This is a genomic window from Pseudomonas sp. PB3P13 (assembly GCF_054897735.1).
The window spans coordinates 4,983,298-4,998,009 of the sequence record NZ_CM142702.1 but is presented as its reverse complement, the minus strand read 5'-3'; the positions used below and the strand labels follow the sequence as shown (position 1 = coordinate 4,998,009).

Here is a 14,712-nt window from a genome sequence, read left to right as displayed (position 1 = left end):
CTATACCTTCGGCATCGTCGCCAACATCGAAGCCCGCTGACTCACCTCGAAATACCACGCCGCCAACTGCGGATTCGCCGTGCGCCATTCCAGATCCGGGTGGCGCAGATCCAGATAACCCAACGCACACGCCACACTGATCGCTGCCACATCGAAATGGCTGGTGAGCTCGGCAATCGCGTCTTTTTCCAGCAGGGCAACGGCGCGGCGGATCTTGTCGCGTTGCCCATCAAGCCATGCGTCCCAGTGTTTTTCCGGGGCGCGCAGGGCGACTTCGTAACGCACCAGCACTGCCGCGTCCATGATCCCGTCGGCCATCGAGGCCAGGGTCAGGCGGCGCCAGCGGGCCGAGCCCTCGCGGGGGATCAGCGGGTTGCCGACGTGTTGCTGGTCGAGGTAATCGAGGATGACGCGGCTGTCATGGATGACGTTGCCATCGGCCAGGCGCAGGGCGGGGATTTTGCTCAACGGGTTGTCGTCGATGAGGTTCACGTCTGGATCGACGGGTGTCAGTACGCAGTTTTGCAACGCCACACGATCCTGCTGACCGGTCTCGTGCAGCAACACCATGACTTTGCGCACGAAGGGCGATAGAGGGTTGTGGTAAAGGGTCATGCTCGGGGCGGACATGGCGGCGTCTCGGTCGGGTGGGTATGCAGGCAGCATAGCGCGTTGTCATGGCTTCTGTAGGAGCGAGCTTGCTCGCGAAAAACATCTCGCGAAAGCTTGACCGTGAACAGAGTATCTACAGGGGGTTGCGGCGTTGCAGGAGGCCGCGCAGGGCAAGGATTGCAGGAATGCCCAACCCCAGCCAGCTCAACGCATCCCACGCGCCATCGCCCAGCAACGCGGCAAACAACCCCGTCGCGCTGAGCAAACCAATCACCATCGGCACGGCAAACACTTTCCAGAAGCTCGATTGCCGCGGCTTCATGCGTTCGCCTCGGCGTGTTCCAGCACCCGCCTGGCCGCCTTGCGCCGCACCACCCACAGGTATATCCCGCTGCCGAGCACGATGATGGTCAGTACATCCATCGCCGCCCACAGGATTTTCATCGGCATGCCGCCGTAATCACCGAAGTGCAGCGGCTGCGACATGCCCATGGCGTCCATGTACCACGGGCGCTCCGCGACGGCGGTGACCTGCAGCGTGCTCGCATCGATCAGCACCGGCGTCAGCAAGTGCGACGTCAGATGCGTACTGCCTTTCATGAACACCGCGTAATGATGCTCACTGGAAAATCGCGTGCCGGGGAAGGCGATGAAGTCCGCTTGCATGCCTGGTGCGACCTCTTTGGCGATGTCGAGCAACCGCGTCGCCGGCGCCAGTTGTGTCAGCGGCGGCGCATCGCGGTAGGGCGCAACCATTGCACTGAGACTGTCGTTGCGCCAGGCGGCGATCAGCAGGTCGGCGCAGGCACTGATCACGCCGGTTACCCCGACCACCAGCGCCCAGGTCAGCGTGACCACGCCGATCAGGTTGTGCAGGTCGAGCCAGCGCAGCCGGGTGGATTTGTCCTGGCGCACGGTGGCGAATGTCAGGCGGCGCATGAACGGCAGATACAAAACCGTGCCCGACACGATCGCCACCACAAACAGAATCCCCATGAACGCCAGCAACAGTTTGCCCGGCAGGCCGGCGAACATGTCCACGTGCAGGCGCAGCATCACCATCATGAAACCGCCGTTGGCCGACGGCATTTCCAGCGCCTCGCCAGTGCGAGCGTCCAGCATGAAGGTGTGGGACGAGTTGGGCTCGGTGCCCGCGGTGGGGGCCATGATCGCGATGGCACCGTTGGATTCGTCGTCTTCGAAGCCGAAATACTGCATGACTTCGCCGGGGCGATGTTTTTCCGCCGCCTGCACCAACTGCTGCAGATTCAAATGCGGGGTGTCGGCCGGCATTTCCTTGAGCTCGGCGGCATCCCCCAGCAGGTGATCGATCTCGTGATGAAAGATCAACGGCAGGCCGGTGAGTGCCAGCATCAGCAGAAAAACGGTGCAGATCAGGCTGGCCCAGGTATGAACGAAGGACCAGCGGCGGATGGTTTTGCTTTTCATGTCGGGCCTTGAGAAATGCCGAAGCCGCCCGAGGAGCGCGGCTTGGTCACAGGGTGCTTCGGTCCATTACCACTTGTAATTGACGCTGGCCATCACGTTGCGACGGTCGCCGTAATAGCAATAGAAACCGTCACACGTGGACAGGTATTCCTTGTCGAAAACGTTGTTAGCGTTAACGGCAACACTGACACCTTTGAGCGTGTTGTTCAGACGGCCAAGGTCGTAATGAACCGCGGCGTCATAGACGGTGTAAGAATCGGTGTGGCCGTCCGACGCATCGCGTACGAAAGCCATGTTGCCAATGGCGACGTTATCGGTTTCGCCGATGTAGCGCACACCGAAGCCGAGTCCAAAACCATCCAGCACTCCCGTGTGCCAGGTGTAATCAGCCCAGACTGACGCCTGATTTTCCGGGGTCAATGGCAGTGGGCGATTTTTGTCCAGCGCACTGGTGACTTTGGTCATTTTGGAGTTGGCGTAGGTGTATGCCGCCGTCAACTTCAGATTTTCAGTGACGTTTCCGGTCGCTTCAAGCTCGAAGCCCCGCACTTTCGCCTCACCCAATGGGCGCGACACGCCGAAGCTATCACTGAGTACGATGTCCTTTCGGGTCAAATCATAAGCGGCTGCGGTGAACAGCATGTCGTTGCCGGGAGGCTGGTATTTGAGGCCCACTTCATACTGTTTGCCTGTGCCAGGACTAAAAGCCTCACCATTGGCACCACCTGCTTCTGCCTGAAAGGATTCGGCGTAGGAAACGTAGGGCGTAAAACCGGAATCGAACACGTAGCTGAGGGCTGCATTACCGGTAAACGCAGTATCGTCTCGCGTGTCTTTGGCATTGTTCAGGTTGTAAAAGGTCGTATCGGTGTGAAGCCAGTCTTGTCGCCCGCCAAGCGTCAAGCGCCAGTTATCGAGGGCCATCTGGTCCTGAACGTACAGGCCAGTGTCGTGGGTCTTTTGATTGTAATCATTGAACGCGCTATAGCTGACGTTACTGAAATCCTGGCCGTAAACAGGATTGATGATGTTGCTGACCGGCGCGTTGCCATACAGCCATTTATAGTTGGTGTTGACGCGCTGGTGATCCAGGCCCAGCAACAGCGTGTGCTTGATTGGGCCGGTGTCAAAATCTGCCTGGAAGTTATTGTCGACAGCGAACTGACTGATGTCCTCGTTGACGATGTTGGCACCCCGAGCCACGGTACCGTCATCGCTGACTGACCCGAAAAATCCGCCAGCGGTGATGCTTTGGAACGACAGATCGCTTTTGGTATAGCGCAGGTTCTGACGGAATTGCCAAACGTCGTTCATCTGGTGCTCAAACGCATAACCCAAGGCGTAGTAGGTCTTGTCGTAGAACTCCCACTCTGGATCGCCGAGGTTCTTGTGGTATTTCACCTCACCGGCAGGCGATGAAAGTTTGGTCCCCTGTAAAGGTAGAAACTGACTGGTGGTGCCCGTGTCATCGCGGTTGAACTGGCTGAGGAACGTCAGCCTGGTGTCGGGATCAATGTTCCAGGTCAGGCTGGGAGCGATGTTGTATCGCTTGTCTTCCGTATGTTCGATGGTGGTGTTGCTGTCTCGTACCACCCCGCTGACCCGGTACAAAAAGCGTGCTTCATCATCCACCGGGCCGGTGCTGTCAAAACTGATTTGCTTTCGTTGATAGCTGCCGACCTGCACCTGCACTTCGTTGCTGGCGGTTTCTTGCGGGCGACGGCTGACCATATCGATCAATCCACCGGGAGGCGTCTGACCGTACACCGAGGACGCGGGGCCTCGCAGCAATGCGATACGCTCAAGATCCCAGGTTTCCATCTTCGGCATGGTGTACGAGCCCTTGGGCAGCGGCAAGCCATCCAGGAATTGGGTCGGTTCAAATCCGCGGACCTTGAGCCATTCGGCACGGCTGTCACTGCCGTAGCTGCTGGCGACGACGCCTGGCATGTAGCGCACGGCGTCGTCCAGGTTCTGAACTGACCGGTCTTGCATCTGCTCACGGGTCGCGACAGAAATGGAGCGTGGGGCTTCTGCAAGTGCGGTATCGGTTTTGGTCCCGGCAGCACTGCGCTTGGCCAGGTAACCGTCAACCGGGCCCCAGGCGCTTTCGGTATTTTCCACGCCGATTACCGCCGTTTCCGGCAACGCCATCACGCCCTCGGGGACAGCCACCAGCGTGTAGGTGCCCGCGCTACTCTGTTCCAGCTGCAAACCCGTGCCGCGCAAGGCGGCGCGCAGAGCGCCGGTGGCGTCGAACTGGCCGTTTACCGGCGCCGAGGTCTTGCCCGCCGCCAGCGAAGGATTCAGCGACAACGCGAGGCCCGCCTGGCTGGCGATTTGGTTCAGGGTGCTGGCCAGTGGCGCGGCGGGGAGGTTGTAGGCGCGAACGCTGGACGCCTGTTCAGCGGCCATTAGCGAACTGCTCGTCAGCGGGGCGCTCAGGGCAATGGCGACAGCCAGCAGACTGGGGCGCAACAGGGTGTCTAGCGAACGGGACATACAGCGGCTCCTGAAAGGGAATATTTCTCAATTGCCTTGGTGCCGAACGAGAATCGAAAAGTGATAGGGCTGGATGAAAATAATTCTGATTCATCAAATCATTGGTACAAATGATGTTGGGTGAAACCGGTTTTCCTGGGGAGGCTGATGACCCCATCGCGAGCAGGCTCGCTCCCACATTCGACCGCGATCTGAAGTGCGCCCCAGAAGTTGGACATCCAATCCAATCTCTGGGGTGTTTTCATGAGTCAGTACACATCGCAATTCAAGTTGTCTGCTATCACCGCTTTTCTCGAGCGAGGCAGAGGTTTTCGCTTCATAGCAGCCCAATTCCAGATGGACCCTACCTTGCTTCGCCGCTGGGTGGAGGCCTACCGGTTGCATGGTGATGCCAGCCTGAAGGTTCGCAACAGGGTCTACAGCCCTGAGTTCAAACTCGGCGTTCTACAGCGCATGTGGCGAGACAAGCTGTCTTTACGTCGCGTGGCGGCCCTTTTCAATCTTGGCAACTCAAGCCAGGTGGGCAGATGGCAGCAGCGGTATTACAGTGGCGGCTTCGAAGCCCTGTCTGCAGGGAAAGGATTGAACACCGCCATGACCCTGCCACCTGACAAGATTCCTGACCCGACATCGCCAAGTGATGATGACCTTTCGCACGCAGAGTTGCTGATCAAGCTTCGCAAGCTCCAGGTGGAGAATGCCTGGCTAAAAAAGCTCAAAGAGTTCAGGGAGGAGAAGAAAAGGCAGGAGCAGGCGAAAGCCGTCGGCAAAAAACCACGCTAGTTACTGAGTTGCGAGAGCATTTTGCGCTCGATGAGCTGCTTGAAGCCGCCGACCTGCCACGCAGCACTTACTACTATCAAGCCAAGGCAATGGCGAGTGGAGATCGGTTCGCCTCACTGAAAGCCGCTATCCAGAGCATCCAGGCCACCCATAAGGGGCGTTATGGCTATCGTCGGATGACTGCTGCGCTACGTAACATCGGCCAGAGGGTTAACAGTAAAACGGTGCGAAGGCTGATGGACGAATTGGGTCTCAAGTGCACGGTGCGCCCGAAGAAATACCGCTCATACCGCGGGCTGATGGGCGAAGCCTCGCCCAACACGCTGGCTCGCGATTTCGAGGCCGGGCAGCCGAATCAGAAATGGGTCACGGATGTCACCGAGTTCAAAGTGGCGGGTGAAAAGTTGTACTTGTCTCCGGTGCTGGATCTCTACAATGGCGAAATTGTCGCTTATCAGACCGCCACCCGGCCTCGCTATACCTTGGTGGGTGACATGCTGGAGAAAGCTCTGGAGCGGCTACCTGAGACTGTCAAGCCCCTGCTGCACTCCGATCAAGGCTGGCACTACCGCTACCCGGATTACCGGGAACGCCTGGAAAAAGCGGGCCTGGAACAAAGCATGTCGCGCAAGGGAAACTGCCTGGACAACGCGACGATGGAGAGCTTTTTTGGCACATTGAAGTCTGAATATTTCTACCGCGAGCGCTTCGACAGCGTGGCCCAGTTGCAAGCCGGGCTGGATGAATACATCCGTTACTACAACCATGATCGAATCAAGATGAAACTGGGCGGACTGAGCCCTGTAGCGTACAGGGCGCAGTTCGCGATAGCTTAGCCAACCGGTGTCCAGGTTTTGGGGCGCACTTCAATCCCCTGTAGGAGCGAGCCTGCTCGCGAAGGCGATTTGTCAATCGAAACAAGTTTCAGGGCTTGGCTTCAGCCTTCGCCACCACCGTCACCCACCACGGCGTGCGCTGCTCGATCTGCACCGGCAGCGTCGGCAGCAAGGCATTCAAAGCCAGATCAGTATCGTGCAGCGGAAAACTGCCGGTGATCCGCAAGTCGGCAATGTCCGGCGCGACACCCAGATGCCCGCGGCGATAGCGGCCGAGTTCGTGCAGCAGGTCTTCCAGTCGCGTGTCGTCTACCACCAGCATGCCGCGGGTCCAGGCATCGGCGCCGAGGTTGAGCGCAACGATTGGCCCCAGGCCGTTGCTGCGCATCAGCACCTGCTGACCTTCGCGCAGAATCTGCTCCTCCTGGCTCGACTCCGGATGAGCGGCCACGGCTGATTTCAACACGCTCAGACGCGTGCCTTCGTCTTCGCGCTTGACCAGAAACCGCGTACCCAATGCCCGCAGGCTGCCTTCGCGGGTTTCGACAATAAACGGCCGCGCATCGCCGTGGCCGGTTTCGACGAGCATTTCACCTTCCTGCAAGACAATCAGACGCTGCTTTTGATCGAAGCGCACGTCCACCGCGCTGTGGGTATTGAGGTTGATCAACGTGCCGTCGCTCAGGCGCAGGGTGCGTTGTTCACCGGTCGCGGTGCGCTGATCCGCCAGCCAGTAGTCGACCGGCAGATAACGATCCCCGGCGAACAAAGCCAGACCGACCACCGCCACCACGCTTGCCAGACCGCTGCCCAGCTTGCGCACCCGGCGGCGGATGCCCTCGCGCGATTGCAACAATGCAGCACGGGCCGGCCCGCTGGCCACGCTGAAACGCTGATCGAGCATCCCCAACTGGCGCCAGGCGCGGGCATGTTCTTCGTGAGCAGCGTGCCACTTGGCAAATTCTTCGCGCTCAACCGGGTTGCCGGAATCGAGCGACAACTGCCAGGCAATCGCGGCGTCCAGCACTTGTGCCGAAACGGGTTTGGAGCTCGGATTCACACCGGCTCACCGTACAGCGCGATGTAGCACTGGCGAATGCCTTGGGCCAGATACTGACGCACGCGCGGCACCGACACGCCCAGACGCTTCGCGATTTCGGCATGACCGAGGCCATCGAGACGGTTATAAAGGAACGCGGCCCGCGCTTTGCTCGAGAGTTTGCCGAGCAGGCGGTCGATGTTTTTCAGGTCTTCGAGTATCAGCTGCTGTTCTTCGATCGAGGGTTGTTCGCCGATCGGGAGCAGCATCAGTTCCGTCAGGTAGGCCTGCTCCAGCGCGGCGCGGCGGAAATAGTCAAACAGCAAGCCTTTGGCAATCGCCACCAGAAACGCACGCGGCTCGCGAGGTTCCTTCAATTCCTCCCGACCGAGCAAGCGCACGAACGTGTCCTGACTCAGGTCTTCTGCCCGTTGCGGGCACGCCACGTTGCGCCGAAGCCACGTCAACAGCCAGCCGCGATGGTCTCGGTATAACGCACCGACGAGCTCACTGTGAGGGCTTTGGACTGACGACACGCAGCATCACCGATTGGGAAGCGTTAACTAACGAGAATTGTTCGCGATTGTGGCAGAGGCGGGGGAGGTAAGCAATTGGCCACTGGTCGGGTGGCCCGTGTCGGGATCGCCACGATCAGAACGACGGCGCCCGCTGCCGGCGTTTCCATTGACTCACCCGCTGCTGCAGATTCAACGGACTATGAATCTGCTGCTGCCGCGCGCGGCTGAACAGGATCAACGCCAGTTCTGCCGTGGCAAGCGCATCGGCGCTGGCATTGTGGCGCTCGAACACCTCGAGTTTGAACCACTCAATCCACTCGTCCAGGCCCGCCTCGCGAATGTTCGCTTGAGGACACAGCAACGGCGCAAGGTCCGCCACGTCCAGAAACGGATGATGCAATTTGTAGCCCAGATAATCCTTCAATGCGCGCCCGAGCATGTGCTGATCGAATGGCGCATGAAACGCCAGCAGCGGACTGTCGCCGACAAACTCCATGAACTCCAGCAAGGCCTGCGCCGGGTCGCTGCCGGCGGCAATCGCACTCGGCCCCAGGCCATGAATCAGCACGCTCGGGCCGAGTTTGAGTTCACTGCATTGCAGCGTGCGTTCGAACTGCTGACCGAGGTCGATCGCGCCGTCTTCGATCACCACTGCACCGATCGACAACACCCGGTCCTTGTTCAGATTCAGCCCGGTGGTTTCCAGATCGAGCACCACCCAGCGTTGCTCACGCAGGCTGCATGCGCTGAGTTCGGCTTTGGCCGGCAAGCGTTGCAGGCGCTGTTGCAACTCGCTCGATAACGCCACACTGGCCGGACGCAACCACGAAAACAGGTTCATAACTGATACCGCAGGGCCAGGCTGCTTTGCAGGCGCTGGGCCTGGCGCAGGGATTCACGCAGGATTCGTCGATCCAGATGGTTGAGGCTGTCCGGATCGACCCGGTTGGAGTAGGGCAGATTTTCGCGCGTCTGCAGCTGATGTTGTTGCATGCGGGTTTGCTGAATGAAGTGATAGGCCTCTTCGTACGCCGCGCCATCCAGCCGCTCGATGACCTCTTTGGCCACCAGCTGACGAAAACGCTCCAGGGTATTGTTGGCTGCGACGCCATGGGCCAGTGCCAGCAGGCGCGCGCCGTCGACAAAGGGTGTCAGGCCCTGGATTTTCAGGTCAAGCGTGGCTTTTTCACCATTCTTGCGCGCCAACACAAACTCGCGCAAACGTCCCACGGGTGGGCGGTTGCGCAGCGCGTTTTCGGCGAGCATGCGCTGGAACAAGCGATTGTCGCTCACCTGATCCAGAATCCCCCTGCGTAGTTGTTCGCAACCTGACTCATCGCCCCAGACCACACGCAAATCGAAATAGATGCTCGAACCCAACAGGTTCTCCGGCGTCGCCTCGCGGATGAAGGCCGCGAAGCGTCGCGCCCACTCGCCCCGGGACAAACATAACTCGGGATTGCCCGCCATGATGTTGCCCTTGCACAGGGTGAAGCCGCACAACGCCAGGCTCTGATTGATCTGCTGGGCGATCGGCAGCAGCTTGCCGCGAATCTCGGCGGCGTGTGCCGCGTCCCGTGCTTCGAACAGAATGCCGTTGTCCTGATCGGTGTGCAGCGTTTGTTCGCGACGGCCCTCGCTGCCGAAACATAGCCAACTGAACGGCACACCGGGGTCGCCTTTCTCGGCGAGGGTCAACTCGATCACCCGGCACACCGTGTGATCGTTGAGCAAGGTGATGATGTGCGTGATCTGCGTCGACGACGCGCCATGGGCGAGCATGCGCTCTACCAACTGGCCGATTTCACCGCGCAACGCCACCAGGTTTTCCACGCGCTGGGCGCTGCGAATGGTCCGGGCCAGATGCACCAGATCGACTCGTTGCAGGGAAAACAGATCGCGCTCGGAGACCACGCCGCACAAGCGTTGATCCTTGACCAGACAGACATGGGCGATGTGTCGCTCGGTCATGGCGATCGCCGCGTCGAAGGCGCTGTGGTCCGGCGACAGAAAAAACGGCGCTCGGGTCATATGCCCTTCGATGCGCTCGTCGAAATCGCTGGTGCCGCCCGCCACCACCTGACGCAGGTCGCGCAGGGTGAAAATCCCCAGCGGCGCTTTGTCTTCGTCGACGATCACGATGCTGCCAACCTGCTGCTCATGCATCAAGGTCACGGCTTCACGCAACGGCGTCGCGGCACTGCACGTGACCGGATGGCGCATGGCCAATTCACCCAGTCGGGTATTGAGCGAATATTGCGTGCCGAGGGTTTCCACGGCTTTCTGTTGAACTTGCTGGTTAACCTGATCGAGCAAACTGCTCACACCCCGTAGGGCAAAGTCGCGAAACGCGTTGGAAAGGGCGAACAGTTTGATGAACGCCAGCTTGTTCAGTTGTAGGCAAAAGGTGTCTTCGGCAGCGAGGTGTTCGGTGCGCGTCGCGCGCTCGCCGAGCAATGCCGCCAGCGGGAAGCATTCGCCGGTGGTGATCTCGAAGGTGGTTTCGGTACCACCTTTGGCCGTGTGCGGACGCTCGCCCACCACCCGGCCTTGCTTGACGATGTAGAAGTGTTCAACCGGGCCATCGGCAGGCTTGATGATGCTTTCGCCGGGCGCATAAAAACGCAGCTGACATTGTTCCACCAGGTACGCCAGGTGTGCGTGTTCCATTTGGTTGAAGGGCGGGAAGCGCTGAAGGAATTGCAACGTGCCCTGGATGTTCTGCAACACCGCGGTTTTCCCTGCCTGTGTGAAGGCGTCCGCTTTACTCATGACCGTTACCGCGTTCTTTTGGAATTGTTGTCGTCGGATGACTGAGCCATGGTCGACCCCCGCGCGCGGGGTGCCCATTGGACGTAAGTCTAGGTAGGCAGCAGAGCTTATGAAATTTCGGAAAAACCTTACGTAACTATGGGAAGACCCTATGCTTTTACCTATTGGAAATAATTCCGACGAAGTGCACATTGTCGGGCCACTTAGCGATGTCTCACCACTGTGCTAGGGATTGAATTGAAAACTTAGAGAAAGCCATGTCCGACCACGATATTTTGACTGACGCCGAGCGCGAGGCGCTGAGCGCGGTCATGCTCGAACCTGATTTACCGCCTCAACGGGTGCTGATCGTTGACGACGATAAAGATGCGCGAGAGCTGTTGTCGGAGATTCTGGGGCTGGACGGTATCCGCTGCCTGACCGCGGCCAGCGGTGAAACTGCATTGAAGATGCTGAGCGAAAAACCGTCGATTGGCCTGGTCATTACCGATCTGCGCATGGGCCAGATAGATGGGTTGGACCTGATCCGCCAGGTTCGGGAATCGGTGCGCGCGGCCATGCCGTTCATCATCGTTTCCGGTGACGCCGATGTGCAGGACGCGATTACGGCGATGCATTTGAGCGTCGTCGACTTTCTGCTCAAACCTATCGATAGCGTCAGATTGCTTGAGCTGGTCAAGCATGAGTTGGGGATGGAGCCGTAGCGCGTTTCCCTGTGGGAGCGAGCCTGCTCGCGATGGCGGAGTGTCAGCCAGTGATTTTTCATCTTCACAGCCTCATCGCGAGCAGGCTCGCTCCCACAGGGGCGTTGCATTCGCAAATAAAAAGGCCCTGATCCAAAGATCAGGGCCTTTTTTCATCCGGCATCAACGCTCACTCACAGGCCATTGGCCGCCTTGAATTCGCGACGACGACGGTGCAGCACCGGCTCGGTGTAGCCGTTCGGCTGTTTGGTGCCCTCAACCACCAGTTCGACCGCTGCCTGGAAGGCAATGTTGCTGTCGAAATCCGGCGCCAGCGGACGGTACAGCGCGTCGTTGGCGTTCTGACGGTCAACCACCGGCGCCATGCGCTTGAGGCTTTCCATGACCTGGTCTTGGGTAACGATGCCATGGCGCAGCCAGTTGGCGATGTGCTGGCTGGAAATGCGCAGCGTCGCACGGTCTTCCATCAGGCCGACATCGTTGATGTCCGGCACTTTCGAACAGCCCACGCCCTGGTCGATCCAGCGCACCACGTAACCGAGAATGCCCTGGGCGTTGTTGTCCAGTTCGTTCTTGATCTGTTCTGCGCTCCAGTCCGGATTCACCGCCAGCGGGATGGTCAGAATATCGTCCACCGACGCACGTTCGCGTTTGGCCAGTTCGGCCTGACGGGCGAACACGTCAACCTTGTGGTAATGCAGCGCGTGCAGCGCAGCTGCAGTCGGCGAGGGCACCCACGCGGTGTTTGCGCCCGCCATCGGGTGAGCGATTTTCTGTTCGAGCATCGCCGCCATCAGGTCGGGCATTGCCCACATGCCTTTACCGATTTGCGCGCGGCCCTGCAGGCCTGTGCTCAAGCCGACATCGACGTTCCAGTTTTCATAAGCACCGATCCACTTCTCGGCCTTCATGTCGGCCTTGCGGACCACCGGGCCGGCTTCCATCGAGGTGTGGATTTCATCGCCGGTACGGTCCAGGAAACCGGTGTTGATGAACACCACGCGCTCGCTGGCAGCCTTGATGCACGCCTTGAGGTTGACCGTGGTGCGGCGCTCCTCATCCATGATCCCGACTTTCAGGGTGTTGCGCGGCAGCTCGAGCGCGTCTTCGATACGACCAAACAACTCGTTGGTGAATGCGACCTCTTCCGGTCCGTGCATTTTCGGCTTGACGATGTACACCGAGCCGGCGCGGCTGTTCTTGCGCGAGCTATTGCCGTTCAGGCTGTGAATCGCCGCGAGGCTGGTGACCAGACCGTCGAGAATGCCTTCCGGCACTTCGTTGCCCTGGCTGTCGAGAATCGCATCGATGGTCATCAGGTGACCCACGTTACGCACGAACAGCAGCGAACGACCATGCAGGCTCAATTCCTTGCCATCGACGCCGGTGTAGGTGCGGTCGGCATTCATGGTGCGGGTAAACGTCTTGCCGCCCTTGGACACTTCTTCCGCCAGGTCGCCTTTCATCAGGCCGAGCCAGTTGCGGTAGATCACCACTTTATCGTCGGCATCGACGGCAGCGACCGAGTCTTCACAGTCCATGATGGTGGTGAGTGCGGCTTCCATCAGGATGTCTTTGATGCCGGCGGGGTCGGTCTGGCCGACCGGCGTGCTGGCATCGACCTGGATCTCGAAATGCAGGCCATTGTTTTTCAGCAGGATCGCGGTCGGTGCGCCGGCATCGCCGTGGAAACCGATCAGCTGGACATCGTCGAGCAATCCGGAAATGCTGCCACCCTTGAGGGCGACCACCAGTTTGCCGTCAACGATCTTGTAACCGGTGGAGTCAACGTGCGAGCCGGCGGCCAATGGCGCGGCCTGGTCGAGGAATGCGCGGGCGAAGGCAATGACCTTGTCGCCACGAACCTTGTTGTAGCCTTTGCCTTTTTCCGCACCATCGGCTTCGCTGATGGCGTCGGTGCCGTAGAGCGCGTCGTACAGCGAACCCCAGCGGGCGTTCGAAGCGTTGAGCGCGAAGCGGGCATTCATCACCGGCACCACGAGCTGCGGGCCGGCCATGCGGGCGATTTCCTCATCGACGTTTTGCGTCGTTGCCTGGAAGTCGGCCGCTTCCGGCAGCAGATAACCGATGTCTTGCAAGAAGGCTTTGTAGGCCACCGCGTCATGCGCCTGACCTGCGCGAGTCTGATGCCAGGCATCGATGCGAGCCTGAAAATCATCGCGTTTGGCGAGTAGGGCTTTGTTCTTCGGCGCCAGGTCATGAATGACCTTGTCGGCACCGTCCCAGAACGCGTCGGCGGTGAGACCGGTACCGGGAATGGCTTCGTTGTTCACGAAGTCGAACAGGACTTTGGCGACCTGAAGGCCACCGACTTGAACGTGTTCAGTCATTGCTTGCCTCACTCTGCTCAGCTATTTCGCTTTTCAGCTCTTCAAATTAACAATGAAGCCTCTGGCTATTTAAACCACAAACCCCTTCTACCAGTACATGCCATTTCAGGCGGCTGGGTGGTAACCGATCAACGGCTTTGAGGCCTTGCTGACAGGGCTTTCAGGGTTGCGACTGCGCCTGTGGCAGACATCGATCCAAGGTTATGTAGTGCGCGCTGCGGCATACTACATGATGAATTGCGCTTGTGAAAATCAGACCATTTACGTCGTTCTGCGACGCCATGACGCATTGCAGTCACGACGGGGAGCGGGATGTTCTCAAAAAACTATCAGATTGTTCCAGTTAAATATCAAAAGTTGTACACGATTTGTCGTTCGCAGGGCCCTCAGCGGTGCAGCAATCGCGAGCAGGCTTGAAGTGCGCACATCCTGTGGAAGCGAGCTTGTTCGCGAAGGCGTCAGTTGATTCAGCGCCTGAACATGGCTTGCCTATACTTCTCTTTCTACAACAAAAAAGGGCTGCGCCATGGACCACCTCGTACTCACTGTATTTGCACCGGACAAGCCTGGACAGGTCGAGCGCATTGCCCAGTGCATCGCCGAGCATGGGGGCAACTGGCTGGAAAGCCGGATGTCGCGTATGGCCGGGCAGTTCGCCGGGATTCTTCGGGTGGGGGTGCCGGCCGAGGCCTACGATGAATTGGTCGACGCCCTGCAAGCGTTGTCGACCCATGGCATACGCGTGCTGATCGCCGAAAGCGGCATCGAGCAATCCTGCACCTGGAAACCGATCGCCATGGAGCTTGTGGGTAATGATCGTCCGGGCATCGTTCGGGACATCACGCGTTTATTAAGCGAACAGGGCGTCAACCTTGAACGGCTGGTGACTGAAGTTCGACCCGCGCCGATGAGCAGCGAGCCGTTGTTCCACGCCGAAGCCATTCTCGCGGTGCCGCTGACGCTGTCGCTGGATGTTTTACAGTCGCGTCTGGAAACACTCGCTGATGACCTGATGGTCGAGTTGGTGCTGCGCAGCGAGCCTTGATCAGGTTATCCAAGGTAAACGTGCACCTGCCTGTGGATAACCTGTAGAGACAGCCCGCCAGCCCACACCGGCCGGGCTTCTTCGAACTCTGATCAAAAAAC

General features: G+C 59.2%; 12 protein-coding genes. 3 read left to right on the top strand and 9 right to left on the bottom strand.

All coding sequences use genetic code 11. The features are described 5' to 3' along the window. The 4 genes from ACYZT1_RS23090 to ACYZT1_RS23075 form a co-directional block, all read right to left on the bottom strand. On the bottom strand, positions 1-630 hold the full coding sequence (locus ACYZT1_RS23090) for a glutathione S-transferase (protein WP_462016844.1): 630 nt from the start codon (positions 628-630) through the stop codon (positions 1-3). Between the two features lie 115 nt (positions 631-745). Then, positions 746-934 (bottom strand): hypothetical protein, encoded by a 189-nt coding sequence (locus ACYZT1_RS23085; protein WP_462016843.1) that lies wholly within the window; start codon positions 932-934, stop codon positions 746-748. Then, a complete protein-coding gene (locus ACYZT1_RS23080) occupies positions 931-2,061 on the bottom strand; it encodes a PepSY-associated TM helix domain-containing protein (protein WP_462016842.1) in 1,131 nt (376 codons plus the stop codon). The genes ACYZT1_RS23085 and ACYZT1_RS23080 overlap by 4 nt, the downstream gene beginning before the upstream one ends. A gap of 66 nt (positions 2,062-2,127) precedes the next feature. Next, on the bottom strand, positions 2,128-4,563 hold the full coding sequence (locus tag ACYZT1_RS23075) for a TonB-dependent siderophore receptor (RefSeq protein WP_462016841.1): 2,436 nt from the start codon (positions 4,561-4,563) through the stop codon (positions 2,128-2,130). A 243-nt stretch (positions 4,564-4,806) separates the two neighbouring features. Between ACYZT1_RS23075 and ACYZT1_RS23070 the strand changes: the two genes are divergently transcribed. Next, positions 4,807-6,182 (top strand): IS3 family transposase gene (locus ACYZT1_RS23070; RefSeq protein ID WP_462016840.1). Its coding sequence is split into 2 segments (ribosomal slippage): positions 4,807-5,277 and positions 5,280-6,182, totalling 1,374 coding nucleotides; the frame shifts between segments, so codons are not numbered across the junction. A gap of 88 nt (positions 6,183-6,270) precedes the next feature. Here ACYZT1_RS23070 and ACYZT1_RS23065 read toward each other — a convergent pair. The 4 genes from ACYZT1_RS23065 to ACYZT1_RS23050 form a co-directional block, all read right to left on the bottom strand. Beyond that, entirely contained in the window at positions 6,271-7,242 is a 972-nt protein-coding gene (locus tag ACYZT1_RS23065; RefSeq protein ID WP_462016839.1) for a FecR domain-containing protein, read from the bottom strand. After that, complete coding sequence (locus ACYZT1_RS23060) at positions 7,239-7,757, bottom strand: RNA polymerase sigma factor (RefSeq protein ID WP_462016838.1); 519 nt, start codon at positions 7,755-7,757, stop codon at positions 7,239-7,241. Before ACYZT1_RS23060 ends, ACYZT1_RS23065 begins: the two co-directional genes overlap by 4 nt. A 115-nt stretch (positions 7,758-7,872) precedes the next feature. Continuing rightward, positions 7,873-8,580, bottom strand: a complete 708-nt coding sequence (locus tag ACYZT1_RS23055; protein WP_462016837.1) for a 3'-5' exonuclease — start codon at positions 8,578-8,580, stop codon at positions 7,873-7,875. Then, on the bottom strand, positions 8,577-10,511 hold the full coding sequence (locus tag ACYZT1_RS23050) for a DUF294 nucleotidyltransferase-like domain-containing protein (RefSeq protein WP_462016836.1): 1,935 nt from the start codon (positions 10,509-10,511) through the stop codon (positions 8,577-8,579). Before ACYZT1_RS23050 ends, ACYZT1_RS23055 begins: the two co-directional genes overlap by 4 nt. A gap of 257 nt (positions 10,512-10,768) precedes the next feature. Here ACYZT1_RS23050 and ACYZT1_RS23045 point away from each other — a divergent pair, with 257 nt between their 5' ends. Beyond that, positions 10,769-11,215: a response regulator gene (locus ACYZT1_RS23045; RefSeq protein ID WP_462016835.1), complete on the top strand. Its 447-nt coding sequence runs from the start codon at positions 10,769-10,771 to the stop codon at positions 11,213-11,215. A 173-nt stretch (positions 11,216-11,388) separates the two neighbouring features. On the opposite strand, the gene ACYZT1_RS23040 is transcribed toward ACYZT1_RS23045, so the two are convergent. After that, entirely contained in the window at positions 11,389-13,566 is a 2,178-nt protein-coding gene (locus ACYZT1_RS23040) for a malate synthase G (protein WP_462016834.1), read from the bottom strand. 526 nt (positions 13,567-14,092) lie between these two features. Between ACYZT1_RS23040 and ACYZT1_RS23035 the strand changes: the two genes are divergently transcribed. Then, positions 14,093-14,611 carry a glycine cleavage system transcriptional repressor gene (locus ACYZT1_RS23035; RefSeq protein ID WP_046045336.1) on the top strand — a complete coding sequence of 173 codons (519 nt, stop codon included), beginning with the start codon at positions 14,093-14,095 and terminating at the stop codon, positions 14,609-14,611. The last annotated feature ends 101 nt before the right edge of the window (positions 14,612-14,712 follow it).

Coding starts and splice junctions, on each gene's coding strand:
- ACYZT1_RS23040 (WP_462016834.1), bottom strand. CDS start 13,566: ATGACTGAACACGTTCAAGTCGGTGGCCTTCAGGTCGCCAAAGTCCTG.
- ACYZT1_RS23045 (WP_462016835.1), top strand. CDS start 10,769: ATGTCCGACCACGATATTTTGACTGACGCCGAGCGCGAGGCGCTGAGC.
- ACYZT1_RS23035 (WP_046045336.1), top strand. CDS start 14,093: ATGGACCACCTCGTACTCACTGTATTTGCACCGGACAAGCCTGGACAG.
- ACYZT1_RS23090 (WP_462016844.1), bottom strand. CDS start 630: ATGTCCGCCCCGAGCATGACCCTTTACCACAACCCTCTATCGCCCTTC.
- ACYZT1_RS23050 (WP_462016836.1), bottom strand. CDS start 10,511: ATGAGTAAAGCGGACGCCTTCACACAGGCAGGGAAAACCGCGGTGTTG.
- ACYZT1_RS23075 (WP_462016841.1), bottom strand. CDS start 4,563: ATGTCCCGTTCGCTAGACACCCTGTTGCGCCCCAGTCTGCTGGCTGTC.
- ACYZT1_RS23085 (WP_462016843.1), bottom strand. CDS start 934: ATGAAGCCGCGGCAATCGAGCTTCTGGAAAGTGTTTGCCGTGCCGATG.
- ACYZT1_RS23055 (WP_462016837.1), bottom strand. CDS start 8,580: ATGAACCTGTTTTCGTGGTTGCGTCCGGCCAGTGTGGCGTTATCGAGC.
- ACYZT1_RS23080 (WP_462016842.1), bottom strand. CDS start 2,061: ATGAAAAGCAAAACCATCCGCCGCTGGTCCTTCGTTCATACCTGGGCC.